Here is a 26,371-nt window from a genome sequence, read left to right as displayed (position 1 = left end):
CACAGGTGGCGGCAAGAAAATGGGGCTACTCGGGGCCTCCTCATTGGTCGTCGCCAATATGGTGGGGACCGGTCTATTCCTGTTGCCATCGAGCCTGGCCAATGTGGGCAGCATTTCCATTTACGGCTGGATCGTGGCGGCCCTGGGCGCCAGTGCCCTCGGCCTGGTCTTTGCGCACCTGGGCATGGTCGAACCCAAGGCAGGTGGGCCTTATGCCTATGCGCGTGATCACATGGGCGCGTTTCCGGCGTTTCAGACCAACTTTCTTTATTGGGTGGCGAACGTCATCGGCAACGTGGCCATCGCCGTTTCGGTGACCGGCTACCTGGCGGTGTTCTTCCCGGTGCTGAAGAATCCGTGGATTGCCAACGCATGCACCGCGGCCGTGATCTGGCTGTTTGTGTGGCTCAACACGCGCGATGCCCGTGCGGTGGGACACTTCACGGCGGTCAGTACGCTGGCCGGTATCCTGCCGATTGCGTTTGTTGGCTTGCTCGGTTGGTTCTGGTTCCGCCCCGATGTTTTTGTGGCGAGCTGGAATCCCGAGCAGGTGCCGACGCTGACAGCGATCAGCCGTAGTGGCGCCATCGCGCTATGGGCGTTTCTTGGCGTGGAGAGCGCCGCCGTTTCAGCGGGCGTCATCGAGAATCCAAAACGCAATGTGCCGTTGGCCACCATCATCGGCCTGCTGATTTCGACGGCGATCTATATTTCCTGTTGCACCGTGCTGATGGGGATCATTCCCGGGGCGCAACTGCGCATCTCTGGTGCGCCCTTCGCGGAGGCGGCGCAGGTGATGCTTGGCCCCTGGGCGGCCGTCGTCATTTCGCTGGCGGCCATCCTCAAGGCATCCGGGTCCCTGGTGGGCTGGATACTCATTACCGCCCAGTCCGCCGAGGCGGCCGGTCACGACGGCATGTTTCCCCGTCGTTTTTCCTTGACCAACCAGCAGGGCATGCCGGTTCAGAACCTCGTCCTGACCGGCGTGATGATGACCTTGATGTTGCTCATCACCACTTCGCCGGACGTGGCCACGCAGTTCTCCCACATCACCGACGCCACCGTCGTGCTGATGGTGCTTCCGTACCTCTATTCCGTCGTGGCCATGTGGCGACTCAATCGCGAGCTCGACATGTCATCCGGCAGGCAGCAGTTCTATATCGTGGTTGGCATCGTGGCCTGTCTCTATTGCCTGAGCGTGGTGCTGGGGCAGGGTGCGGAACTGGGGCGCAAGGCGCTCATCATCCTGCTGCTTTCGGCACCGCTGTTCGCACTGATCAAGAAGAAATAGGGCGGCCATCTCAGCCGCCATCGTATCGAGGTGTTCGCGCGGGCTTTTTGGTGAGGCCGGTGCGTATGCCAGGACTTCGATCGCAGTTCCATGCTGCGGATTCACGTGCCCGCCCGGCATAGCCCAGGCATGGACCCGCCTAGAGGAGGTGCGACATGAACCACGCGAAGAGCCCCACAGCACCTAAGCCATCCGTGGTCGCCGGCGCAGGTCTGGATGTGGTGGAGCGCGTGTCGGAGATGTGCTTTGGCCTGCTGATGGCGTTGACCTTTGTCGGCGCCGTGTCGACGGTCGGCCCGGATCACGAAGATCCCTCGACCATGTGGCGCGCCGCCCTGGGTTGCAATCTCGCCTGGGGCCTGGCCGATGCCATGATGTATCTCCTGCATACGCTGACCGGCCGCGGTCACCGGCTGACCCTCGCGCTGGACATGAAGAGTGCACCGGATGCGGCGACCGGCATCGGTCTGGTTCGAAACGAGCTGCCTTCGTTTATCGAGATCCTGGTGACCGACGCCGACCTGGAGCCGTTGCGGGGCAGGCTGGTCAACCTTGAACCATTGCCGGAGCGTCCCCGGCTCTACTTCATCGATTTCCTGCGGGCCGCGCGCGTCTTCTTCATCGTCGTGCTATCGACCTTTCCCGTCGTGCTGCCTTTCATGCTGATCGACGATGTGCCCAAGGCACTGCTGATCTCGCGCGTGCTCAGCCTGGCCATGCTGTTTTTCGGTGGCTACGTCCTGGGCAAATACGCGGGCCTGGGCGCCTGGCGGGCAGGCTTTGGCATGATGGTGATCGGGGTGTGCCTGACCATGGCGATCATCGCCCTGGGTGGGTGATGCGCCGAAGCACAGCCGCTGGCTTGCCTCGCTGACGCGTCAGACGGGCGAGACCGCGATCCTCATAGGGGTGGCTCTTTCCCGGTCTGCTCGCTCAGCATGAACTCGGCGTACCAGTCCGGCCAGTTCTCATCGTGCTTGCCGCCGTTGCGCTTCTCGTGCTCACCGTGTGCGGCGCCTGCGCGTCGCAGCGCGTCCGCGAGCTCGGCCGACGAGGTGTAGGTCGCCACGCCGGTGTCCACGCGACCGGGCAGTCGATGGGTGATCTCCTGGAATAGCCAGCCATTGCCGTCCGGGTCGCGGAACGAGGCGAACGAGCGGTAGCTGCTGCGCTCGGGGTCCGGGCCGCTGACGCGGACGCGTCCGAACAGGTAGGGCTCGTCCTGGCCGGCATAGGCGCCAGCGCCGTGGAACACCTCACTGATCGCCACGCCGCGATCGACCAGTTCCTTGCGCGCCGTCTCGACGTCGGAGACGATCAAGTACAGGCCCTGGGCGGAACCTGGCGCGGCCGACGTCACGTTCTTGCCGAAAATGACCGAGCAACCGGAGCCCGGCGGGGTGAACTGGAGGACGCGGAAGTAGCCGTCGTCCGAGGCGAAATCGGCGTCCAGCCGCCAGCCGAGACTGAGATAAAAGCGCTTGGCGCGATCCACATCCGACACGGGGATGACGACGATTTCGAATTTCATGTCGACGCCCCGCTGCTGCGGGGTTTCGACGGCAGGGGTGCTCATGGGAACCTCCGATGGCTTGGGCTGCAAGCGGCCTTGGTGTGGCCGCGACTAGGCGGTAAGCGGCACCGGGGCGGGAACGCCAAGAGCGGTAGTGTGCCGCTGATCGGATGAAGCGGCCGTCGTCGGGGCAGGGCAGGCGCGCCCCGGTCGGCAGGTGAGATATCGACCGATCCGCCCTTCAGCCCAAACGGAGATTTTGCAAGGAATTTGGGTTTCAATAGCGAAGGATGGCGACGTGTTGCCAGGGAGCGCCTGCCATCGCTGCGGATCGACCACTGAATGTCAAAAGGCGCCGCTAGCTTAGGCGGGGGCCATGGCGCACTTAAGGGTAGAAGATGGATCGACAGGCGACGGCAGGATTGGATGGCGTTCAGGCGGCGAGCGAGCGACGAACGTCCAGGCATGTTCCCATCGACCTTCGCGCCAACTCGGCGCTGCTAGGCATCATCGCAGCCGCCATGTTGATGCAATTTGTTGCGTGGCCATTGCTTTTGCGGCACTACGGGGCATCGATGCTCTGGATCGCGCTGCCGTTGGTGGTGCTGACCCCGATGCATTGGGGGCTGATCCATGAGGCGATCCACGGGCATCTGTTGCCCCGGCGACGACCCAACGAGTGGGCGGGGCGGGCGTTGGCGATCGCCTTCATGCTGCCGTTCGACGCGGCGCGCTTCGGTCACCTGATGCATCACCGCTATACGCGCGAATCCTTTGACCGGCCCGACGTGCATGACGGCGTGACGCATCCGGTGCTCGCCCGCATCGGCTACTACGCGCATCTGCTGGGCGGCCTGTACCTGGCGGAACTTGCCTTGCCGCTGCTCACCTTGCTGCCGGCCGCCTGGGTCAGCCGACTGGTCGCCCAAAAGCTGCACAGCGAAGAGCCTGCGGGCCGCGAAGTCCAACGCTTGTTTGTCGCGTTTGCGGGAAATCCGGAACGACGCGCCCTGATACGTCGTGACTGGGTGCTGTCGGTCGCACTCCACGCCGGCGCGTTCTATCTCTACGGCGCATGGTGGCCTGCACTTGCCGCCACCATGTTTCTGCGCGGACTGTGGCTCTCCGTCGCCGACAACCTGCCGCACTACGATGTCGTGCTCGACGAAGAAGCGCGCGCCCGCAATTTTCGCGCACCAGCCATCTGGCATCCCGTGCTGATGAATCACCATCTGCACCGCGTGCATCACCAGCATCCGACGCTTCCGTGGACGGCGCTGCCGTCGCTTGCGCCCGATGCTTCCGATGCGGATGCCGGTTATTTCCGGGCCGCCCTGCGGCAGTTTCGCGGATTCGGCAAAGTGCGTTGACGGAGCAGGCCGGAGCGAAGGATCTTGCAGCCCCTCGAACCGTGATGCTTGTTGCATAAGCATGTAACGCCTCCCTGTTAGCATCGCGCGCCGAAACCAACCCGTCCACTGGATGGGTTGGGTGGCGCCATCGAAAGCCGACAGGGGGCGATTCGTTGTGGCTGGTGAGTTGGTTGTTGCGGTCGAGGCGGTTGATGCGGTTGACGCGGAGCTGTGCGGCGATGGCTTGCGCGACTCGACGTGGCCCGTGTTTGAGATCGCGCCCCCCATGGCGCGTGACGGCTCCGTGCTCAACGGTTCGGTAAGTTCGCGCGCCGCCGGTCCATCCCATCGTCAGCGTCACCATCGCGATCGCCGTCCGGCGACGCGGGGTGGGCTCGATCACTATCTTCTGCAACTGCTGGCCACGGACTCGTCGCAAGGCGACGTCGGCGACATCGGTATTTTCGATCTTGCGCAGGCGCCTGTTGACCCGACGGGGCCGGCCTCGATGGCGTCGATCGCACTACCGCGGCAGGCACTGGAGCAGGCCATCGGTTCGCGGAACCTGCATGGCGTCGTGCTCAAGGCGAACGGCGCGATGACGCCCATGATCGCCGCCGTGCTGCGTGGCCTGTGTTCGCTCCCGACGTCGTTGCCCCAGGTGCAGGCCATGGCGGCGCAGGAAGCGCTCATCACCTTGCTGTCGGCCGCATTGAAAGGTGACGTGCAGGCTGAAGTGGCGGGCGATCTTCGGCTCGGCACCGGATTGCGCCAACGCATCATCGAATTCATCACCAGCAACGTCCATCTGCTGGAGTTGTCGCCCGATACGCTGTGCCGACGTTTCAACGTATCCCGCGCTCATCTCTACCGCGCATTCGCCAACGATGGCGGCGTGGCGAAAGTCCTCCGCGACATACGGCTGGACGCGGCGCATCGGGAACTGACGGGAGCGCTGGGCACGTCGCGTTCCATCACGGAAATTGCCTATGGTCTCGGCTTTTCCAGCGGCAATCAGCTGCTGCGGAGTTTTCGGGCGCGCTTTGGCGTGACGCCGAGCGAGGCCAGGGCGAGCGAGCAACGCTAAACAGCGACAGATCTGCCGACGCGCTTGCCGCGTTCTGTGTGCAGCACCGGCCACGTCATCGTTTGAAATGAGACGTGGCGCCGAACGAAAAGAGACGCCACGCCGATTTCCTGTCGCATCGGTTGCATACGCTTGCGCCGAGCTTTCCTTAAGACGCCGCAGGCACGGTACAGGGGATCGATCCACGCGTGTCAGCGGGCCATAGGCCGGAGAACCCCCTCCGGCTCAGGGGCTATGCCAGTACCAACGTTTCCCATGGATTTGAATCGATTCAATCTCGATGGCTGCGTCGTGCGTCGGCGTGCGCATGCGCGCCTGTCGTTGTCGCGGCACCTGGGCGTGCGTCCGATTTCCGATTGCCGGCGCGCAGCGCGCCAACGAACAGGCCTGGATTCGGCCTGACTGACAGCGGCGAGCGTATCGCCAACAACAACTGCATCTGTTTGCACATCGACAGGGGAAAGTGATGAACCGTGTATTCCGCATCGTCTGGTCCAAGGCGCAGAACGCCTGGGTGGTGGCTTCCGAGCTCACCGGCAAGCACGGCAAGGGACGTGGATGCGCCGCATCGGCGACGATCGATGAGCGGTCATCACCCACCCGCACTTCGAACGGTGCGTGGACACTGCGTCTCGGCGTGCTGATGGGCCTGGCCTCGCTGTATGCGGCGCCCACGATGGCGGCCGACAAGTATTGGGACGTCAATGGCGGTTCGGCCGGCAGCGGCGGCGTGGGCGTCTGGGATACCACGTTGGCCAACTGGAATGCCGCTGCCGACGGCGTGGCCGGCCCTTTCACCACGTGGAACAACGGGAACCTCGACAACGCCATCTTTGCCGGCACCGCGGGCACCGTGACGCTGGGCGGGCCCATCACCGTCAACAACGTCACGTTTAGTGTTGCCGGTTACACGCTGACCGGCGGCACGCTCACGCTGGCCGGCACCGCGCCGACCATCTCAGGCGCAGCCACGATCAACTCGGTGATCGCTGGCAACGCGGGCCTCATCAAGACCGTAGGCGGGGTGCTGACACTCACTGGCGCCAATACGTTCAGTGGTGGTGTGACCATCAATGGCGGGCAACTGTCACTTGCCAGTGACGCAGCTCTCGGCGCCGCCAGCAATGGCATTACCATGGCGGACGGCACGCAACTCAACGCGACATCGGCGTTGGCTGCCACCCGTGTGGTGACCTTGACCAGCGGCAATGTCGGCATCACGGGTACGGGCGTCGGATCGGTTCGTTTTACGGGTGCGGGCGGCCTGCGTATCGGCAGTGGCGTCACGTTGTCCAACAGCGCGAGCGATTACACCGGCACCACGTCGTTCAATAGCGGGGGCAGCTACGGTTTCACCTCCGTCGGCAACCTGGGTCAGGCCAGCTCGCTCGGCGCGCCGACCACGCAGGCGAACGGCATCATCACCGTGGCGTCCGGCGGCGGCCTCAACGGCAGCCTGTACTACAGCGGCGACGGCGACGTATCCAATCGCGACTGGCAATTCGTCAACGGCGGCACATCGCTCATCAACCAGGGTGTCGTGGGCAACGTGCTGGACCTGAGCGGCAACATGGCCATCGGTGGCGGCACGAGCACGCAGGCCTTCAGCGCGATCAATGGTGATTTCATCCTGCGGGGTGTCATCAGCAATAGCGGCACCGGTGAGGTTTTTTTCACCGGCACGGCGGGACGAAACATCACCGTGTTGGGCGCCAATACCTTCGGCGGCCCGGTCGGCATCACCAATATCAATCTGTACGCGTCGTCGCTGGCAGATGGCGGCACCGCGAGCTCCCTGGGCGTCGGCACGATCGGCAACGTCAACCTGAGCAACGGCAAGCTGTACTACACCGGCGCCGGCGCGGCATCGACCAATCGCACGTACACCTTCCTGGGCGCCAACACCATTGCCAACAACGGCCTGGGCGCGCTCTCCTTCACCGGCATCGGCGCCTTCAGCACCACCGGCGCGAATTCGATCACGCTGGGCGGCACGTACACCGGCACCAATACGGATTCCGGCACCCTCAGCGGCAACGGCAGCGTGGTAGTCAACACCAGCGGCAGCTGGGTGCTGAGCGGCGCCAACACGTATGCAGGTACCACCACGGTCACGGCCGGCACGCTGACGGCCGGTAGCACGAATGCTTTCGGCGCTTCGACGGGCCTGATCGTCAACGGCGGTCTGTTGGATCTCAACAGTCTGGCCATCACCGCACCGTCGCTCGCAGGCACCGGCGGCAATGTGAATCTGGGCAGCGGCTCGCTCACGCTCAACGCCGCGTCGGGCAGCACCTCGTATGCCGGCAGCATCGGCGGCACGGGCAGCCTCACCAAGTTGGGTGCGGGTACGCAGACGCTCACGGGCGCCAACACCTACACCGGCGCCACCACCATTGGCGGCGGCACGTTGGCGCTGGATTATTCCGTCGCGGGCGCGCCGGCCAGCAACATCGTCAGCAGCAGTTCGACGCTCAACCTTGACGGCGGCACGCTGTCCATCAAGGGCAAGACTGCGGCCAGCGCGCAGACGTTCAACGGCCTGAACATCACCGGCGGCAACAACCGCATCAGCGCCACTGCCGGCGCGGGCGGCCTGGGCATTTCGCTGGGCGCGATCAATCGCAGCAGCGGCCTGGTCGACTTCGCTTTCAACACCGGCACCACCATCAGCACCACGCATGCGGACGGCGCACTTGGTGGCTGGGCCACGGTCAATTCGTCGGACTATGCGCAGGTGACCGGCGGCGTCATCACGGCGTTCACCAATTACGCGGACAAGGACAATGCGGCCACCTGGCTGAGCGGCGATATCGTCAGCGATGAAGGCGGCGCCGCCAATACGCCGTATACCGGCACGGTGAATGGCAATGTCGCGCTGGGCGGCATGAAGGTCGCCGCGGCGGCGGCATCCACGGTGAACGTCGGCGCGGGCAATACGCTGAGCGTGGACGGCAGCATCATCGTGTCGCCGACCGCGGGCACCGCCAACCAGACGATCCAGGGTGGTTCGGTCACCGGCGGCGCCGCGGGTAGCCCGCTGGGTGTGCTGCAGAACGCTGCCGGCACGTTCACCATCAGCTCCACGGTGGTCGACAACGGCGGCGCCACCAGCTTCGCCGTGAACGGTCTGGGCACGGGCACGGTGTCGCTCACCGGCGCCAATACCTACACCGGCTCGACCACGGTGAGCGGTACCACGCTGGCCTTCAACAGCGTCGCCAATGGCGGTGCGGCGAGTGCCATCGGTGCGTCGACCAATGATCCATCCAACCTCGTGCTGGAGAACGGCACGCTGCACTACACCGGCGCGACCGCCAGCACCGATCGCGGCTTCACCCTGGTCGATGGCGGCCCGTCGCGGACGATCCAGGTGGACGGCACCACCAACCTCACTTTCAGCGGCATGGTGACCAGTCCCGACGATGCGGGCTTCACCAAGACCGGCGCCGGCACCTTGACGCTGTCCAATGCCGCGAACGATTTCATTGGCCCGGTGACGGTCAGCAACGGTCTGCTGGCGACCGGCACGCTGGCCAACGGCGGCGTGGCCAGCGGCATCGGTGCAGGCAGCAATGCTTCGAGCAGCCTGGTACTGCAGACCGGTGGCGGCCTGGAGTACACGGGCGCCACCACCTCGACCGATCGCGGCTTCACGCTTGCCGGTGGCCAGGGTCACGTGAGCGTCGACTCGGCGGCCACCACGCTGACCGATAGCGGCGCCGTCGTCGGCGCTGGTGCGTTGAACAAGGATGGTGCTGGCACGTTGGTGCTGTCTGGCGCCAACACTTACACCGGTGGTACCAACGTCAATGCGGGCATCTTGCGCGCAGGCTCTGCCTCGGCCTTTGGTACTGGCGTCATGACTGTCGCCGCTGGCGCCACGCTGGACACGGCCACCTTCCCGATAAGCGTCGGCGGGTTGAACGGTGCGGGCAATATCACGATGAGTGCCGGTGGCGGCCTCACCATCAACGGCAATGGTACGTGGACGGGCGCGATCAGCGGTCCGGGTGGCGTGACGGTGGTTGGGCACACCGAAACCATGACCGGCTGCGGCAACAGCTACACCGGCGCCACCACGATCTCGTCTGGCCAGATCATCACCGACTGCCTCGCCAACGGTGGGCAGGCCAGTGGCATCGGCGCCTCCAGCAATGCCCCAAGCAACCTCAACATAGCGGGCACGCTGACCTACACCGGCACCAGCGTCAACATCGACCGCGGTATCAATCTCACTGGTAACGCGGCACTCAACGTCAGCAATGCCGGCACGACATTGGGTATCAGCGGATCGATCATCAACAATGGGCAAATCCAGAAACAGGGCGCGGGTACGCTCGTGCTCAGCGGCACCAACAGCAATATTGTCGGCACCTACGTGCGCGGCGGCATCCTGCGCGCTGGCAGCACGAATGCGTTCGGCAGCGGCTACCTGGTAACGGACAATGTGGCTGGCCTGTCGATCGACCTCAATGGCTTCAACACCCAGGCGAGCTATCTGGCGGGCGGCGGTACCACGGGCGGCAATATCAGCCTCGGCAGCGGCACGCTGACGGTCACCAACGGAAGCTCGGCCGCCGTGGCGACCTATCTCGGCGCCATCTCGGGAACGGGAAGCTTCCTCAAGACGGGTGCGAACATCGAGTACCTCAGTGGTGGCGCCAGCACCTATACCGGCACCACCACGCTCGGCACCCTCAAGCCCGATGGCAGCACCTTGCTCGCCGGCGGCACGCTCCAGGTGAACGTGCTTGCCGACGGCGGCATGGCCAGTTCCATCGGCGCATCGAGCAATGCCGCCAGCAACCTCGTGCTCAACAATGGCACGCTGCAATACCTGGGCGCGGGCAACACCACCGATCGCCTGTTCACGCTGGGGCCGTCCAGTGCACTGGATGCATCCGGTACGGGCGCGCTGCAGTTCACCAATACCGGCGCGGTCGCGTTCAGTGGCGCCGCCAATTCGGCGCAGACCGTCACGCTCACCGGCACCAGTACCGCCAACAACAGCGTTGCGCTGCAGATCACCAACAACGGCACGGGCAACACCTCGGTCAACAAGACCGGCACCGGCACCTGGATTCTGCGCAACGCGGCCAGCACCTACGGCGGCGCTACCACCATCACGGGCGGCGTGCTTGGCGTGGATCACCTTACCAACGGCGGTCAGGCCAGCAGTATCGGCAACTCGTCCAATGCCGCTTCCAACCTGGTGATCGGCAACGGTGCGACGCTGCGCTACACCGGCGCGGGCGACACCACCGATCGTCTGTTTACCTTGTCGGCCGGCACCAGCGTGATCGAGTCGTCGGGCACGGGCGCCATCGTGTTCAGCAACACCGGCCAGGCGGCGTATGCCGGCAACGGTACGCGCACGCTGGGCCTGGGCGGCACCAACACCGGCAACAACACCATGGGCGGCACCATCGTCGACGGCCCCGGTGGCGTCACCACCGTGGGCAAGAACGATGCAGGCACCTGGCTGCTGACCGGCAACAACACGTATACCGGCAACACCGTGGTCAATGCCGGCCTGCTGCAGATCGGCAATGGCGGCACCACGGGTTCCATTGCAAGCCCCACCGTCATCGTCGACACGGCAGGCACGCTGGGCTTTGATCGTTCCGACACCATGACCCTGGCCGGCACCATCTCCGGCGCCGGCGATGTGGTGCAGTCGGGTACGGGCACCACTGTGCTGACGGCTACCAATACCTATGCCGGCGGTACGGCGATCAGCGCGGGCACGCTGCAGTTGGGCAATGGCGGTGCGAACGGCACCATTGTTGGCAATGTAGCCGACAACGGCACGCTGGCCTTCAATCGTTCGGACGTCTATACGTTCGGCGGCCTGGTATCCGGCACGGGCGGCGTGACCCAGCTCGGCAGTGGCACCGCCGTGCTGACGGGAGCGAACAGCTACACGGGTGCGACGAACGTGCAGGCGGGCACGCTGCTGATCGATGGCGACCAGTCCGCCGCTACCGGTGCGACCACCGTGCAGAACGGCGCCACGCTGGGTGGCGCCGGCACCATCGGCGGCAGCGTGACCGTGATGAATGGCGGTGCGCTCAACCCGGGCGATGCTGGCGCGGCCGGTACGCTCACGATCAACGGCGGCTTGACGCTGGGCGCCAACGCCACCATGAACTATCAGTTCGGCCAGTCCAACGTGGTTGGCGGCGCGCTCAACGATCTCACCGTGGTGCATGGCAACCTCAGCCTGGACGGTACGCTCAATGTGTCCGCCACGCCGGGCGGCAGCTTTGGCCCAGGCCTGTATCGCATCATCAGTTACGACGGCACGCTCAACGATCAGGGCCTGGCGCTGGGCGGCACATCGACCGGCAACTATCAGGTGCAGACCTCGGTGGCGAACCAGGTCAACCTGGTCAACACGGGCGGTCTCACGCTCAATTTCTGGGATGGCCCCAACGGCCACACCAACAACACCGTCGACGGCGGCAGCGGCGTCTGGCAGAACAGCGCCGGCAACAACAACTGGACCAGCCAGACCGGCCAGGTCAATGCGTCGTACACCGACGGTGTGTTTTCGATTTTCATGGGCGCGCCCGGCACGGTAACGGTGGACAACACGCTTGGCACGGTCACCAGTTCCGGTATGCAGTTCGCGGTGAACGGTTACACCGTCACCGGCGACCCGATCACGCTCGTCAGTGGCCAGGATGTGGTTCGCGTGGGCGATGGAACCGCCGCCGGCGCGGGCATGACCGCCACCATCACTGCACCATTGAATGGCGCCGGCACGCTGGTGAAGGAAGACCTCGGTACGCTGATCATCAATAGCATCAACAACGTCACCGGAGGATCTGCCATCAATGGCGGTGTGCTGCAGGTGCAGGGCACCAACGGCGTCGGCGCGCCCGGTAGTGCGGTCAGTTTTGACGGCGGCACGCTGCGTACGACGCAAAGCTCTGTGTTTTCGCACCCCGTGACCATCAACCAGGGCGGCGCGACGTTTGATACCCAGGGCGCCGCTCTGATTGTCAACCAGATCATTGGCGGCGCCGGCGAACTCACCAAGATGGGTCCCGGCACGTTGACCCTCTCGGGCGCCAACGCGTACGCCGGTGGCACGGCGATCAACGGCGGCGTCCTCAAGGTGTCCAGCGACGCCAACCTCGGCAATGCGGGCGGTGGACTGTCGTTCAATGGCGGCACGCTGACCAACTCTGCGGCGTTCACCTCAGGCCGCAGCGTGAACCTCGGCGGCAGCGGCGGCACGCTGGATACGGCAGCTGATCTGACGCTCACCGGCGGCATCAGCGGAACCGGCATGTTGACCAAGATCGACAACGGCACGCTGCTATTCACCGCAGACAACAACTACACCGGCGGCACGACGATTTCTGCTGGCGTGTTGCAGCTTGGCAACGGCGGCACCACGGGTTCGATCCTCGGCAACGTGACCAACAACGGCACGCTGGTGTTCGATCGTTCCGACACGCTCGCTTTCACCGGCGCGATCTCCGGCACCGGCGCACTGGAGCAGCAAGGCAGCGGCACCACCGTGCTAAGCGCGGCCAACAGCTATAGCGGTCCGACGGCCGTGCGCGCCGGCAGTCTGATCATCAACGGCGACCAGTCGGCGGCGACGGGCGTCACTTCGGTCGACAGCGGCGGCACGCTCGGCGGCAAGGGCATCATCGGCGGCGACGTGACCGTGGCCGATGGCGCAACGCTCAGCCCGGGCGACGTGGGCAGTGCGCCGGGCACGCTGACGGTGAAGGGCAGCGTGGCGCTGAGCGATACGTCCAACCTCAACGTCAACCTGGGCCAGGCGAACGTGGTCGGCGGTCCGCTCAACGATCTGCTGCAGGTCAACGGCGACCTCACGCTGGACGGCACGCTCAACGTGTCGGTGTCCTCGGGTGGCACGTTCGACCCGGGCATCTACCGCATCATCGGTTATACCGGTGCGCTTACCGACAATGGTCTCAACATCGGCTCGGTGCCGTCGCCGGATTACTTCCTGCAGACCTCGATCGCGCAGCAGGTGAACCTGGTCAACACCAACGGCTTGTCGGTGAACTTCTGGGACGGCAATGGCGGGCGTGGCGACGGCCAGGTGCAGGGTGGCGACGGCGTGTGGCAGAACGCCTCGGGCAACGACAACTGGACGTTGATCGACGGCAGCATCAATGCGCCGTACCAGGACAGCAGCTTCGCGATCTTCGCCGGCGCCGCCGGTACAGTGACCGTCGACGCAAACCTGGGCGCCGTCAACGCCAGCGGCATGCAGTTCGCCACCGATGGTTACCGCGTGGAAGGTGACGCCATTGCGCTGGTCGGTTCCGCACCGGTGATCCGCGTGGGTGACGGCACCACGGCTGGTGCAGGCATGACCGCGACGATCGCCTCCGTGTTGACCGGTAGCAACGGGCTGACCAAGTCCGATCTGGGTACGCTGGTGTTGGCGGGTGCCAACACCTATACCGGCGGCACCACCATCGCAGCCGGCACGTTGCAGCTGGGCGAGGGCGGCACCAGTGGTTCGATCACGGGTGACGTGATCAACAACGGCACCCTGGCGTTCGATCGTTCGGACGTCCAGACGTTCGGCGGCGCCATCTCCGGCAGCGGTGGCGTGACGCAGATGGGTGCGGGCACCACCACGCTCACCAGCAACAACACCTACACCGGCGCCACCACGGTATCGGGCGGCACGCTGCTGATCGATGGCAACCAGTCGGCGGCCACGGGTGCAACGACGGTGCAGAGCGGCGGCACCCTGGGCGGCACGGGTACCATCGGCGGCGACGTGACGGTAGCCAATGGCGGCACGCTCAGCCCCGGCAATTCACCAGGCACGCTCACGGTCCACGGCAACCTCACGCTGAATGCGGGCGCCGTCGTCGACTATCAGCTGGGTCAGGCCGGCACGGTGGGTGGCAGCCTCAACGACCTCACCGTGGTGCATGGCAACCTCACGCTGGACGGCACGCTCAATGTGTCCACCACACCGGGCGGCACGTTCGGCGCGGGCGTGTATCGCCTGTTCAACTACGACGGCACGCTGACCGACAATGGCCTGGCGATCGGCACATCGCCGTCAGCGAACGTGTTCGTGCAGACCTCGCTCGCCAACCAGGTGAACCTGGTGAACACCGATGGCCTGACGCTGAGTTTCTGGGACGGCCCTGGACATGCGAACGATGGCGCGATCACCGGTGGCACTGGCACTTGGCGCCTGTCCGACAACGACTACTGGACTGACGCCACCGGTTCGCTCAATGCGCCGTTCACCAACGGCTCCTTCGCGATCTTCGGCGGCACCGGCGGCACCGTGACGGTGGACAACACGAACGGGCAGGTCAGTGCGTCGGGCATGCAGTTCCAGTCGGATGGCTATCGCGTCACCGGCGGAGCCATCCAGCTTGCGGGCGGCGCGTCCACCATTCGCGTGGGTGACGGCACCGCGGCCGGCGCGAGCATGACGGCCACCATCGATGCTGCACTCACCGGTGGCAGCATGCTGGTGAAGGACGATCTGGGTACGCTCGTGCTCACTGGCGCCAACACCTATAGCGGCGGCACCGACGTGCACGCCGGCACGCTGCAGGTCGCCAACGATGGCAATCTCGGTCTGGCCGCAGGCAGTCTCTCCATCGACGATGCGACCCTGCACACCACGGGCAGCTTCCAGAGCAATCGCACCGTCGGTCTGGGCGGCGCGGCGACCATCAACACCGACGACGGCACCACGCTGCAGTTGAGCCAGGGCATCCAGGGCGCGGGCAGTCTCACCAAGACCGGCACCGGCACGCTGACGCTGGGCGGCACGTCCACCTATAGCGGCGACACGACCGTCGCCGCCGGCACGTTGAGTGCGGCCGTGGCCAATGCATTCAATGCATCCTCTGCGACGACCGTGCAGAGCGGCGCCACGCTGGATCTTGCCGGCTTCGCGCAAAGCACGGGCGCACTCACCAACGCAGGCACCGTGAACTTCGGCCATGCGCCGGGCACCACCTTGACCGTGCAGGGCGATTACGTCGGCCAGGGTGGCACGCTCAACTTCAATACCGCGCTGGGCGGTGATGGCTCGGCCACCGACATGCTGGTGGTGACCGGCAACACCTCGGGCACGACAACGGTGCAGGTGACCAATGTGGGCGGCACGGGCGCGGCCGCCACGCAGGGCATCAAGTTGATCGATGTACAAGGTGCGTCGAACGGCACGTTTGCCTTGAGGGGCGACTACGTATTCCAGGGTCAGCAGGCCGTGGTCGCCGGCGCTTATGCCTATCGCCTCTATCAAAACGGCGTCGACGCCGCGGACGGCGACTGGTACCTGCGCTCGGCCCTGACCAATCCGCCGTCGGATCCGGGCAATCCGGGTGGTCCAGGCACGGGCACGGGTGGCGCGACGCCGCTGTACCAGCCCGGTGTGCCGCTGTACGAAGCCTATGCCGGCATCCTGCAGCAGGCGAACACGCTCGACACGCTGGTCCAGCGCACCGGCGATCGCCAGTGGGCGGATGGACAGTCCGGCGACGCCATGACGCCGGGCGAAGGCGTGTGGACGCGCGTTCAGGGCGGCGATCACACCATCAAGCCCGAGTCCAGCACCACTGGCACCAACTACGATATCTCCGACTGGAAATCGGAAGTGGGCCTGGACGCGACGTTGGCCGACAACGGCTCGGGCAAGCTGGTCGGCAGCGCCTCGCTGCACTACGACCACTACAACTCCGACGTGAGTTCGGCCTACGGCGACGGCCGCATCAACACCCGCGCCTATGGCGTGGGCGCGGCGCTCACCTGGTACGCCAACAACGGCCTCTATGTGGACGGCCAGTTGCGCTGGATGCACCTGGATTCGGACCTGCACTCCAATACGCTGGGCATGGCCGAGAACGACAACAAGGCCGCCGGCTATGCGGCGGGTGTGGAAGTGGGGCAGCGCTTCCACCTGAGCGATGCATGGTCGATCGTGCCGCAGGCACAGGTGACCTGGGGCAAGGTCTCGTTCGACGGCTTCAACGACGCGTTCGGTGCACGCGTATCGCAGCAGGCCGGCAGCGCGGCTGCGGCGCGTGCGGGTACGGCCATCGACTACCTGAGCACGCATTCGGGCGACTCAGGTCCGGTCGTCACGCACCTGTATGCCATCGCCAACGTCTACGACAACTTCAAGGACGCGGCGCAGGTGAACGTGGCCGGCACCGACTTCTCCACCCGCAACGAACGCTGGTGGGGCGGTTTCGGCCTGGGCGGCGCACTCGACTGGGCGGGCGGACGCTACTCGGTGTACGGCGAAGTGCAGGCGCAGACTGGGCTGTCGCACTTTGGCGACTCGCATGCCGTGAACGGTACGCTGGGCTTCCGCATGCGTTGGTGATGTATTCGTGGATGCGAGCCCGTTCGAATAGGACGGGCTCGCGTGACGCGCCTGCTTTCAACCATGTCGGGGGAGATGGCCCTGCCTAGGGCTGCGTCTTTCGCAGCAACTGAAGTTCTTCTTTCAGCCAATCCGCCGAGGGCCGGTCGGCGCCACCGCAGTTCACCAGATAGGGCCGGCCGCTGAAGCTGCTTTGCGTGCCTGCGCGGTCGATGAACTCCTCCGCGGAATTCACTTTGTCCCGTTCCAGCAAGTAGTTGAGCTTGAGCTCAAGATGCTGCTTCGCATCGGCGGCGCTATAGCTCTTGCCGTTGCGAATGAAGACGCAGTGGCTCTGGCCGACAAAGCCAAGCAAGGCGGCCACTTCGCGCTGGCCTTGTGCGTCCAGTCCGGCGTGCACGCCGGTTGAGGCGAGCACCAGTGCGACCACCATGACGATATTGCCGAACGATCGGTGATGTCTCACGGCGTCATCTCGATGAGTAGGGCGTGCGATGCGACCTGTGCCGGGCTGGTTCGCAGCTATTACGCACACGTCGAAGGCCTGGGCGTCAATGCCCTTTATGAACGAAGAGCGACGGCTGTGCATCGCAACGATCTTGAGCGTGCCCGCAGTCAGCAGGGATAGGGCTACGCCATGTTACTTAAATGATGGAAGTGGAATGCGGGCGGATCCACGATCCGTTGACGGCCGGGCCGATCCGAGGATGTAAATATGCGTGTGCATCGCTGGATCGTCGTGTTGTCCTTCACCATTCTTTGTCACGTCCTTCAGGCGTGCTCCACGCTGCCACCCAGTGCAGACAAGGCGCAGACGCATCACCTGCCGCCCGCCACCGATACCGCGTCAGCGCAGTACACCCACGCCGAAGTAGACAAGCATCAGCAACAATCTGGCTTCCGCTTGCTGACCTTGAGCACCAACGCCTTGCTCAGCCGGGTGGCGCTGGCTGATCACGCCGCGCACTCGATCGACCTGCAGTACTACATTTTCGCCAACGACATGACCGGGCATCTGATGATGCAGCACCTGCTTGCGGCGGCTGACCGCGGCGTGCGCGTGCGGATGCTCATCGACGACAACAACTTCGACGACAAGGATCATCTGTTCGAAGCGCTGGACTCTCACCCCAATATCGAGATCCGGCTGTTCAATCCGTTTCAGACGCGCGATCCCAGCCTGCTGTCGCGCGCGACCCAGTTCATGCTGGAGTGGCGGCGCCTCAATCGGCGCATGCACAACAAATCCTTCATCGTCGACAACAACGTGGCCATCGTTGGCGGGCGCAATATCGGCGATCCCTATTTCGACGCGGGTAGCGATACGCACTTTCGCGATCTCGACGTCGTAGCCATCGGTCCCGTCGTGCAGCAGGCGTCCGAGGCGTTCGACGCCTATTGGAACTGTGACGCCGCCTATCCGCTCAACCAGCTCAAGAAGACAGACGGTTCCGGCGAGCAGCTGGTCGCAGCGCGCAAGCTGCTGCAACAGGACGTGCGTGCGTTCGCGCAGTCCGACTACGCGCAATCCGTGCTGGACGAATTGCCTGATGGGCCGACCGCCGACAAGCGCGGCGCGTGGTTCTGGGGCGATGCCGAGCTGGTGGCCGATCAGCCGGAGAAGATCGAGGCCACCCACGACGAGCCGGCGCTGCGCATCGGTCCGCGGCTCAAGACCATGCTGGATGGCGCCCAGCACGAGATCATCGCGACGACGCCCTACTTCATTCCCGGCGATGCCGGCACAAAACACCTGGTCTCCCTGGCGCAGAGTGGCGTGTCCATCAAGATATTGACCAACTCGCTTGCCTCGACCGACGAAACGGCGGCGCATGCGGGCTATGTGCATTCGCGCAAGGCGCTGGTCGAAGGCGGCGTGCAACTGTATGAGCTCAAACCATCATCCGGCCAGAGCCAGCCTTCCACCTCGATGGGCCAGTCGTCGGGCATCAGCTTGCACGCCAAGACCATTGTCGTGGACAGCCGCCAGGTCTTCATCGGCTCGCTCAATATGGATCAGCGCTCGAAGCTGCTCAACACGGAAATGGGCGTCATCGTGGATTCGCCAGGATTGGCCAAAGCCATCAGCGACTTCTTCCAGACGGCGACGCAGCCATCCAACGCCTATCAGGTAGAGATGGGGTCGACCTCCCACCAGCTCATCTGGCTGGCCGACGACGATGGCAAGCCGGTGGCCTATCAGCGCGACCCTGGCGCGAGCACCAAGCGGCGCGCCGAAGTGAGCTTTCTACGCTTGCTCCCCATCGACGGCTTGCTCTAGCCGTCGAGGTCGGTGCGCGGTCTCACACTCGTGTTCAGAATCCGCGCAGATCATCCACCGGCATGGCCAGCTTGCCGCCCGTAATGCGCTCCAGCGTGCGACTGACCACCTCGATGTTGTTGTCGAAGCTGCCATGGCTCGCGCTGATGGTGGTGCCGGAGCTGCTGGTCTTGACCTTGTCGGCATCGAGGATGTCTGTGCGCTTGTCCAGGCCGCTCTGCTTGGCAGCCTGGCGCCAGTTGCCCAACGCTTCGCCGGTGCTTGAGGAGCCGTCCCAGCCGCTGTAGCTGGCGTCCATGATCTTGGCGAGGCCAAGGATGGGTGTGCGCACATCCTGCTCCAGCGCGTCGGAAACCATATAGAGCAGCGATTTGCGATAGACCGCCGCCACGTCGTCGTCACGTTCGTTCTCGTCGGACAGGATGTCCAGATACATCGATTTCATCAGGTCTTCGTGGGGCGTGTAGTGCCGATTGGCGAACTGCACCGTGCAGGCCGGCGCGTAAAGGTGGATGGAGGTGGCCCGCGCATCGAGTCCGCGCGCGGCCAGCAGGTCGACCAGCCAGCCAAGGAAGATGGAGCCGGCCGAGTGGCCGATCAGATGGATCTCCAGCTTGTCGCCCCAGGCCTGCTCAAGATTCTGCAGTGCCGTTACCAGCAGATCCGCGCCGCGCGTCGGCAGGCTGGCGCCTTCGGCGTTTTCCTTCATCTCGCTCCAGATCGGACGCGCGAACGGCCGGCCGATGGTTTGCTCGATGATGCCATCCGTCACGTTGGTCAGGGCTTCGCGGACGCCGCCGACGCGCGATGGCGCGGGCCGGAAGCGGTCGGCAATGATGTCCTCGATCGATTCGAGCATGCCGGTCTTCCATACCATGAACAGCGGATAGCAGCCGTTGCCGATCAGGTAGGGACCCATGATGCGCGCACGCGTGATCGCATCGGCCTCGCTGTTGAGTCCGCCGTGCGCGTAGATCACCAGGCGCTTGGTCGGAGAGGCCTGTTGGCGGAACCACTGATCCGGCAGCGTGCACGCCTGGTAAAGCAGGCCTCGATTCAACGCATCCTGGGTCAGGTAGCGCGTCACGCGTCCATCGTTGCCGAGCACGACGCTGTGCGCATAGGCATCCGCCTCGTTCCACGCGCCCGAGCGATCGGCGCCGGCGCGCCCTGTTGCACCAGGGACGGCCGCTGCGCGCTGGCCGAACACCAGGCCGCGCACGCCCATCGCGGCGACCCATGCATCCATGCCATTGGCTAGCCAGTCCGCATAGGTGAGCACCGCAAAGCCACCGCAGCCCCAGCTCTTGCCCCAGGAGTTCTGCACGACGAAGCCGCGCGTATTGAATCCCACCAGCGCGAACGCGTGGCCGTCGGTCTGCGAGGCGCGTCCGTCGAACTCGATCACGGGCAAGGTCTCGTGCCCGGTGATCTTCTTGCGCGAGGTCGGCACGTTCTGCCAGCCGTCATGCGTGTTGGCCGAGACGTAGATGGCGCCCACTTCGAGGATGGCGGCCTGCAGGTCGGTGATCGTCTTCAGGTCGATGCGGTAGTAGATGCCCAGCGTGTTGGCGGTGGCGCGATCGGCGTAACCGAAGCTGGGCGGCTGTGTGTCCTCGGCCTTGTAGGGCCAGTCATCCTCCAGGCACACGCCGTGGTAGAACCAGCCTTTCAGTGCGCCTCGGCAACTCGATCCATCGTAATTGTCGCCGGCATATTCGTCGTAGCGGCGCGCGAAGTTGTAGAGCATGCGGGGGCTGACCGATTCCAGCTTCGACGGCATGCCGGCCTTGCGCCAACGCAGATAGTTGACAACGCAGGCCAGGCCGAAGCCGGTGCATGCGCCTTCCTGTCCCTGATCGAGTATCAGGCCCGCGCTGCTATAGGCAGGTAGAAGTTTCTGCACGTACTCGTCGCTGGGCGAGCAGTCGGGCAGGCTGACCGGCGGGGGCGTATAGGAACGATCGCGCAGATCGACGGGGTCCTTGCTGGCCGTGAACTGGCGACGGGCCGGCGCGGCGACGGCAGTGGCCTTGCGTCCGCGTGCCGTGCGTCCCGCGCGCGCAGCCAGCGGCCAGACCGATTCGGCCAGCTGAAACACGTTGCGGAACTTGTCCAGTCCATACGTACCGCCATTGACCAGCTTGCGCGCTGCGGCGTAGTTGTTCGATGCAAGCGCCGCGCGCATCTTGTCAGCGGCGTGGTTGAGGAAGACCGCCAGCAGCATGGCCGCGGGCTCCGGCGCGTTGGCCAGGTCCGGAAAGCTCTCGATATCCAGGCCGATCTGCGCCGCGTAGGTGTGATAGTTCGCTCGCCCTGTCAGCTGCACAAAGCCGCGGCCCTTGTAGCGAGCGCCATCACCGGGCTGTGTATTGCCGAGCGAGGTGCGTCCATCGTAGGCGCTGTAGGCTGGCATGCCCGGCGTGGTGTTGAAGTGCGAGGGGAATTCGCTGATCGGCACGAAGCCTTCGGTCTCCGCACGAATGGTGCCGAGCGCGGCGCAGATCATCGCGCGATCGCGCAGCCCAACGACATTCAAGGCGGCCGAAACATAGGGCAGGTTGCGGGCGATATTGGACGCCTTGGTGGCAGGGAAAAGCTGCTTCACCGCATCGAGTGTGATCGGTACATCGGTAGCCTGCAGCGTGATCATGCCGAGCACGCTCTGGCAGTACGGACCGATGATGCCGTCGGCGACCAGGCCAATGCCGGACTGCCAGCGCCGGACCGCGGCATCGGTGAGCGCATCGAACGTACTGCCCACGGCCAGGCCCGGGAAGGCCGCCGCATCCGCCTGCAATGCCGAGGCGAGCTTCTTGCGCAGTTGCGCAACCTCCGGCCCTGTTGCGTCCTTCATCAGTAGCATGGCCACGGTCCGTCCTCCCCGTCGTTTCACGATGAATGCTTTGCCGCATCAATCGCCCCTGCGGCCAGCGACACACTCCACGATGACGTCCCAGCATCCTCGATTTTTTTGCCGGGCAACATTTGCCGTTCGACCTACGTAAGGTCGACCAAAGACGCTTCGCGGGTGAGGCTTGCATTGCAGCGCAGGTCGGTTTGTCGTTCACTGTGGCGTCGACTTCGCGCGTGCTTCGGCAATGTCACGATCAAAAGTCGTGCTTTGCGCGTGCTGGCGGCGTTGCCGTGGGCACGCGAAGCAGGCTCCCTGATCAGGCGAGGGAGTTCAAAGCCGCATACGACGGATGATGTAGTGATTTTTACGGAAGTGGTTTGGTGTCACTACGGAATGTGCGCACGACGCCAGTGCGGTATATCGCCAGGTGCCTAGGTCGTCGGTTCCGGAAATTTCCACGCGCCACTGAGGATGGATTCCCGTGGCCGGTACAGCCGGACGGTGTAATTCCAGCCAGGCATGATGGGCAGGCAGTTGGGAATCTTGCCGTCGCAGCCACCGAACTGGATCGCGATGGAGCCGTCGGCGCTGCGCTTGGCGGTGAGGTTGTTGAGTGTGTACGCGTTCAGTGCGTTCTTCTCAAAAAAGCCCTTGGCGTTGTAGACGCTGATGGACCAGAAGGCGTCGACCGGTACGTCTTTGACGGTGAGGTGGTAGATGGTCTTGCCGTCGTTCTTCGGTGGCGTGACGCCCAGGTAGGTGGCGTCCTTGTCGGGGTTGCCGCCCCAGCCGGCAGCAGTTCCCATGAGGTGCGCGACCGGGTCCACTTCGCCCTTCTTGCCGAAGGCGTTCTTGAAGCCAACGGTGGAGGCGGCCAGTACGAGCAGCGCGTCGCGGATTTTCTTCTGGCTGACCGGATCCCAGTGAGGCACATCGAAGCTGCCGTGACCGGCCTGGGATACCTTGATGGCGTCCTGCAAGGCATGGACGGCCTGCAGATCCTTGGCGTCGTTGGGATCGACCAGGGTCCGGATGGCGACAGCCATGTAGCGCGTGCCCACCTTTTCCTTGTCGAAGGTGTAGCTGCCGGCGCCGTAATCCACGGCAGGCACGTAGTGGTCTTCGTTGATGACCTGCAGCGACATGAAGCGCTTGCCGGCGTCGGGCAGGGTGATGGTGACCGGGCCCGCATCCAGGTCGAAGACGCCGAAGGTATAGAGCGTGTCGCGGTTGAGGCGGATGACGTCCTGTTTGTCGATCGAGGCAGGTTCGCGTTCGGAATGAAACACGCCAAGGCCATCGCGTTTGACCAGGGAGGCGAGGTAGGTATCCGATTCGGCGCGGGCGAAATTGTTCACGGTGACAGGCAAGACGTTCGTCGGTGCCGGTGCTTCAGCTGCGCTGACGCATGCGGTGCCGAGGAGGGCGATGATAAGCGCGGTGCGTGAGGTCATCGTGTGCATGGCAATTCCATGTTGGTGTGGGGCGAACACGAGATGCTTAGCTTCCCGCCTTGACCGGCGGTGGCGTCCACTGCCCATCGAGTACGGGCGCGTCGGGCCAATAGGTGCGGATGTAGAGCGAGAAATCGCCGCCCTTGGGCGCGGGCAGCCAATTGGCGCGCTGCACGGGATCGGTCGGCTCGTCGGCCTGGACATAGATGGTCAGGCTGCCATCGGCATTGACCTTGAGGTCCTTGTTCTTGGTGCCCACCGAAAAGCGATGGATCGCATTGGGCGCGAAGAAGTGTTGCGCATCGTACAGAGTGAGCGACCAGAACCCTTTCACCGGCGGCTCGCCTTTGGCGAACGTCACGGTATACCGCTTGGAGCCGTTGAGGCGCGCGCCGGCATCGTCCAGGTCCTGATAGAAGTACGTGGCCTCATTGGGCTTGTTCACGAAGATATTGGATCGCGCCACCGCGGCGCGGGTGAAGTAGTCGGTGCCGAACTTCGCGCCGTTTCTCACCGTGGTCCACTGATGCGGCAGCGGTATGCCGAAGTTGCGGAACTCCAGCAGTGGCGCGATGACGGCCTGCTCCGTCTTGGCGGCCTCGTCATCGATGGCCGCCTTGATGGCGGGATCGGCCTTGGCCGCTGCAAGCAGGGCCTGCGCCTGGGCATAGATCGCCCCCTCGCCGGGCAAGGGCTGCGCGTCCTTCAACACCATCGGCAGCTCGTCGAAGAACTTGGCGGGTATCACCTTGGGCGACTCGCCGCCATTGGGTTCTGGCGGCGGTGCGGGAAACGAGGGTGTCTTGCTCCAGTCGGTCTGCTTCATCTTGCCGTCGAACTGCGAGAGCGGATAGACGTCGATCTGGCTGATCAGCGGCTGGATCGCCGCGCGATCGGCATCGGTGTCGTCCATGAAGACACGCGGTATGAGGAAGCCCGTATTGGACGTGGCGCGAAAGACCTGCGCGATGCCGTTCGGCACCGTGCCATGCCAGTCAGGTCCGACCAGCAGGTAGAAGCCCGGCTTGGTCCCGTACATCTTGCCCAGGTCCACGAAACTGTCGGTACGAATATCGACGATCTGATAGACCCAGAACCGCTCGCCGAAATCGGGCACCTGGACCACTACGGGTTCAAGGTCGAGCGCGACCGGGCCGCCGCCGTAGACGACGTCCTGATTGGGGCAGGCGACCTCCCGCTCGGTCGGCTCGACATAGTTGTTCAGCATACTCAGGCGGTTCGGAGGCGCTGCCGGCAGCACGCCGCCAAGTCGACCGGGCTCCTTGAGATCGGCAAATCCAAGGCGACGGTTATAGACATTGACCATCGGCCAGGCCCACACATAGACGCTGCGAGCGACGGAACGGGCATAGGCCTCGGTGATCCGCGTGCCGGCCATCGGGCCGGCGACCGTTTTCGTCATGGGAGCCGAGGAGGCCGCCGCGGGCGATGCCGGCGGCGCTGTCGTCACCGCCGGTTCCGGACGTCCGCAGGCCGCGAGTGTCGCAACAGCTGCGGTCAAGGCCGTGGTCAGGATCGAGGCGGGAATGCGCGGCGTCATGAGCTACCCCTTGGCGTCAACGAGGTGCCCAGCTTGCGCCGGCAGCATTCCCGGTTGCATCGGTAAAACCCATCAAGCGAACCCAGTAGTTTTACCTACGTCGTAGCACCCGCCTGCGAGGAAGCGCTGGGTCGCGCTGCGCCGCTAGGCGGGAACGTAAGTGAGTCGAATCACGTTCCCGTCGATGACCTCATGGGCTACCAGTCGCAGCGGTGGTCGGGGTCCCGCGAACAGTGGCTTGCCGCTACCGAGCACCACCGGGTGGACATAGAGTTGGTACTCGTCGATCAGGCCAAGTCCGGTCAGGCTATGCGCCAGCTCCGGTCCGGCCACTTCGATCTCGCCAGTGCGTTCGGCTTTCAGTTGACGCAGCGCCGCTTCGACATCACCGGAGACCAGGGTGGCGTTTGGGCCGACTGACTTGAGCGAGCGCGACACCACCCATTTCGGCTGGCGTCGCCACGCCGTCGCGAAGTCGCGTTCGTCTGCGCTCCAGTCGGGCGAGTCATCATCCCAATAGCGCATGGTCTCGTACATGCGACGGCCGTACACGCTGCCCGACAGCTCGCGCACTTGCTCGACGAAGTGACGAAACAGCGATGGGCTGGGCCCAAACGCCTGGTGGTCGACATAGCCATCGAGGGACTGGTTCATTCCGAACACTAGCTTCGCCATGGAAAACCTCCGTTGCCGACGTGGTCAGCTGTGACGAAGAAACGCCCGCACCTCGACCGGCGCGCGACAGGCGATGACGGCCTTGCGCCCCCATGCCTGCGCCTCATCGATATCGGCGGCTTCCAGTATCCAGAAACCGCCGACGTGCTCCTTGGCCTCGGTGTACGGGCCATCGGTTGCCACCACCTGGCCGCCGGCCTGCTTGCGCAGGGAGCGGGCCTTGCCGGGCGACTCCAGGCCGCCGGCAAACAAGCGGGCGCCCGCGGCGATCATCTCCCGGTTGAGCGCATGGATGTCGTTGATCATCGCTTCGTCTTCCAGCGACGGGTCGTAGTTGTCGGGGTGATGAATGGCAACCAGATACTGCGGCATGTCGACTCCCGTGATGGCTTCGTGGCGGGCGGATTGCCTGCCTTCACTGTCATGACGAATGGCCGGGCGCGGATTCGACAGGTCGCCCGAGACATTTACGCAGGAGTGCGACATCCCGCGGGGTCAGGTCTCCTCCGGCGGAGGCTGCAGCGTCGCGGCCAAATCCTCGAACACCGCAATCTGGTCGTTCAGCGCGTCGTGCAGTTCGCTCTGGCGCGTCATCAAAGTCTCGATCGGTCCGGCCTGCTTGAGCTTCTTCAGCTCGCCGTCGAACAGCAGCCACTGCGCTGTCAGGGATTCGACATTGTTCTTCGCGTAGTGACGCATTTCTTTGAGCTGCGCCAGCACATCGTTGACGTGTTCCAGCGGCGTCTTCGTACCTGCAGTCATGGCGATACCTCAGGTTTCCCAGGGTTTGCGTAGCGTAGCGGCGCCAAGCTGGCTGCCGCCGAAACGAGTGCGAAACGTCTGAATTGAAGCGTCGCAAGGCGGTGACGGAGACGCGTGGAAAGCCGGCAGCCATACCGAGCGTGCCAGGCATCGGCCTACAAGGCGGTGTC

General features: G+C 64.5%; 14 protein-coding genes. 6 read left to right on the top strand and 8 right to left on the bottom strand.

The genetic code is table 11. The features are described 5' to 3' along the window. The first annotated feature begins 19 nt into the window (after positions 1-19). Both Y882_RS00490 and Y882_RS00485 read left to right on the top strand, forming a co-directional pair. Entirely contained in the window at positions 20-1,291 is a 1,272-nt protein-coding gene (locus Y882_RS00490; protein ID WP_162207375.1) for an amino acid permease, read from the top strand. A 155-nt stretch (positions 1,292-1,446) separates the two neighbouring features. Next, positions 1,447-2,130 carry a VIT1/CCC1 transporter family protein gene (locus Y882_RS00485; RefSeq protein ID WP_046969889.1) on the top strand — a complete coding sequence of 228 codons (684 nt, stop codon included), beginning with the start codon at positions 1,447-1,449 and terminating at the stop codon, positions 2,128-2,130. 62 nt (positions 2,131-2,192) lie between these two features. On the opposite strand, the gene Y882_RS00480 is transcribed toward Y882_RS00485, so the two are convergent. Then, entirely contained in the window at positions 2,193-2,867 is a 675-nt protein-coding gene (locus Y882_RS00480; RefSeq protein WP_046969888.1) for a VOC family protein, read from the bottom strand. A 512-nt stretch (positions 2,868-3,379) separates the two neighbouring features. Between Y882_RS00480 and Y882_RS00475 the strand changes: the two genes are divergently transcribed. The 3 genes from Y882_RS00475 to Y882_RS19880 all read left to right on the top strand — a co-directional run bounded on the left by Y882_RS00475 (position 3,380) and on the right by Y882_RS19880 (position 16,611). After that, the gene (locus tag Y882_RS00475; protein ID WP_052949535.1) at positions 3,380-4,174 is read left to right on the top strand and encodes a fatty acid desaturase; all 795 of its coding nucleotides are present in this window, start codon (positions 3,380-3,382) and stop codon (positions 4,172-4,174) included. Between the two features lie 112 nt (positions 4,175-4,286). Then, positions 4,287-5,243 carry a helix-turn-helix domain-containing protein gene (locus Y882_RS00470; RefSeq protein WP_082120865.1) on the top strand — a complete coding sequence of 319 codons (957 nt, stop codon included), beginning with the start codon at positions 4,287-4,289 and terminating at the stop codon, positions 5,241-5,243. A 466-nt stretch (positions 5,244-5,709) separates the two neighbouring features. Beyond that, the gene (locus tag Y882_RS19880) at positions 5,710-16,611 is read left to right on the top strand and encodes an autotransporter-associated beta strand repeat-containing protein (protein WP_052949531.1); all 10,902 of its coding nucleotides are present in this window, start codon (positions 5,710-5,712) and stop codon (positions 16,609-16,611) included. Between the two features lie 85 nt (positions 16,612-16,696). Here Y882_RS19880 and Y882_RS00460 read toward each other — a convergent pair whose 3' ends face one another. Then, a complete protein-coding gene (locus tag Y882_RS00460) occupies positions 16,697-17,077 on the bottom strand; it encodes a YfeK family protein (protein ID WP_156171279.1) in 381 nt (126 codons plus the stop codon). Between the two features lie 249 nt (positions 17,078-17,326). Between Y882_RS00460 and Y882_RS00455 the strand changes: the two genes are divergently transcribed. Then, positions 17,327-18,892, top strand: coding sequence for a phospholipase D family protein (locus Y882_RS00455; protein WP_046969886.1), 1,566 nt, complete (start codon positions 17,327-17,329; stop codon positions 18,890-18,892). 34 nt (positions 18,893-18,926) lie between these two features. Here Y882_RS00455 and Y882_RS00450 read toward each other — a convergent pair whose 3' ends face one another. The 6 genes from Y882_RS00450 to Y882_RS00425 form a co-directional block, all read right to left on the bottom strand. Beyond that, on the bottom strand, positions 18,927-21,758 hold the full coding sequence (locus tag Y882_RS00450; RefSeq protein ID WP_046969885.1) for a C1 family peptidase: 2,832 nt from the start codon (positions 21,756-21,758) through the stop codon (positions 18,927-18,929). Between the two features lie 422 nt (positions 21,759-22,180). Next, on the bottom strand, positions 22,181-23,212 hold the full coding sequence (locus Y882_RS00445) for a DUF1254 domain-containing protein (protein WP_156171278.1): 1,032 nt from the start codon (positions 23,210-23,212) through the stop codon (positions 22,181-22,183). A 37-nt stretch (positions 23,213-23,249) separates the two neighbouring features. Beyond that, the gene (locus tag Y882_RS00440) at positions 23,250-24,764 is read right to left on the bottom strand and encodes a DUF1254 domain-containing protein (protein WP_082120864.1); all 1,515 of its coding nucleotides are present in this window, start codon (positions 24,762-24,764) and stop codon (positions 23,250-23,252) included. A 144-nt stretch (positions 24,765-24,908) separates the two neighbouring features. After that, positions 24,909-25,439 carry a dihydrofolate reductase family protein gene (locus tag Y882_RS00435; RefSeq protein ID WP_046969884.1) on the bottom strand — a complete coding sequence of 177 codons (531 nt, stop codon included), beginning with the start codon at positions 25,437-25,439 and terminating at the stop codon, positions 24,909-24,911. 24 nt (positions 25,440-25,463) lie between these two features. Then, positions 25,464-25,811, bottom strand: coding sequence for a YciI family protein (locus Y882_RS00430; protein WP_046969954.1), 348 nt, complete (start codon positions 25,809-25,811; stop codon positions 25,464-25,466). Positions 25,812-25,934: 123 nt separating this feature from the next. After that, on the bottom strand, positions 25,935-26,201 hold the full coding sequence (locus tag Y882_RS00425; protein ID WP_052949528.1) for a hypothetical protein: 267 nt from the start codon (positions 26,199-26,201) through the stop codon (positions 25,935-25,937). Between the last annotated feature and the right edge of the window lie 170 nt (positions 26,202-26,371).

This window comes from Dyella japonica DSM 16301 (genome assembly GCF_001010355.1).
GTDB classification, from domain to species: domain Bacteria; phylum Pseudomonadota; class Gammaproteobacteria; order Xanthomonadales; family Rhodanobacteraceae; genus Dyella; species Dyella japonica.
This window is presented reverse-complemented; position numbering and strand designations above follow the sequence as displayed.

What these genes read in the sequence shown, in the direction of transcription:
- Y882_RS00490 (WP_162207375.1), top strand. Translation starts at nt 20, where the DNA reads ATGGGGCTACTCGGGGCCTCCTCATTGGTCGTCGCCAATATGGTGGGG.
- Y882_RS00485 (WP_046969889.1), top strand. Translation starts at nt 1,447, where the DNA reads ATGAACCACGCGAAGAGCCCCACAGCACCTAAGCCATCCGTGGTCGCC.
- Y882_RS00480 (WP_046969888.1), bottom strand. Translation starts at nt 2,867, where the DNA reads ATGAGCACCCCTGCCGTCGAAACCCCGCAGCAGCGGGGCGTCGACATG.
- Y882_RS00475 (WP_052949535.1), top strand. Translation starts at nt 3,380, where the DNA reads ATGCTCTGGATCGCGCTGCCGTTGGTGGTGCTGACCCCGATGCATTGG.
- Y882_RS00470 (WP_082120865.1), top strand. Translation starts at nt 4,287, where the DNA reads ATGGGTTGGGTGGCGCCATCGAAAGCCGACAGGGGGCGATTCGTTGTG.
- Y882_RS19880 (WP_052949531.1), top strand. Translation starts at nt 5,710, where the DNA reads ATGAACCGTGTATTCCGCATCGTCTGGTCCAAGGCGCAGAACGCCTGG.
- Y882_RS00455 (WP_046969886.1), top strand. Translation starts at nt 17,327, where the DNA reads ATGCGTGTGCATCGCTGGATCGTCGTGTTGTCCTTCACCATTCTTTGT.
- Y882_RS00450 (WP_046969885.1), bottom strand. Translation starts at nt 21,758, where the DNA reads ATGCTACTGATGAAGGACGCAACAGGGCCGGAGGTTGCGCAACTGCGC.
- Y882_RS00445 (WP_156171278.1), bottom strand. Translation starts at nt 23,212, where the DNA reads ATGCACACGATGACCTCACGCACCGCGCTTATCATCGCCCTCCTCGGC.
- Y882_RS00440 (WP_082120864.1), bottom strand. Translation starts at nt 24,764, where the DNA reads ATGACGCCGCGCATTCCCGCCTCGATCCTGACCACGGCCTTGACCGCA.
- Y882_RS00435 (WP_046969884.1), bottom strand. Translation starts at nt 25,439, where the DNA reads ATGGCGAAGCTAGTGTTCGGAATGAACCAGTCCCTCGATGGCTATGTC.
- Y882_RS00430 (WP_046969954.1), bottom strand. Translation starts at nt 25,811, where the DNA reads ATGCCGCAGTATCTGGTTGCCATTCATCACCCCGACAACTACGACCCG.
- Y882_RS00425 (WP_052949528.1), bottom strand. Translation starts at nt 26,201, where the DNA reads ATGACTGCAGGTACGAAGACGCCGCTGGAACACGTCAACGATGTGCTG.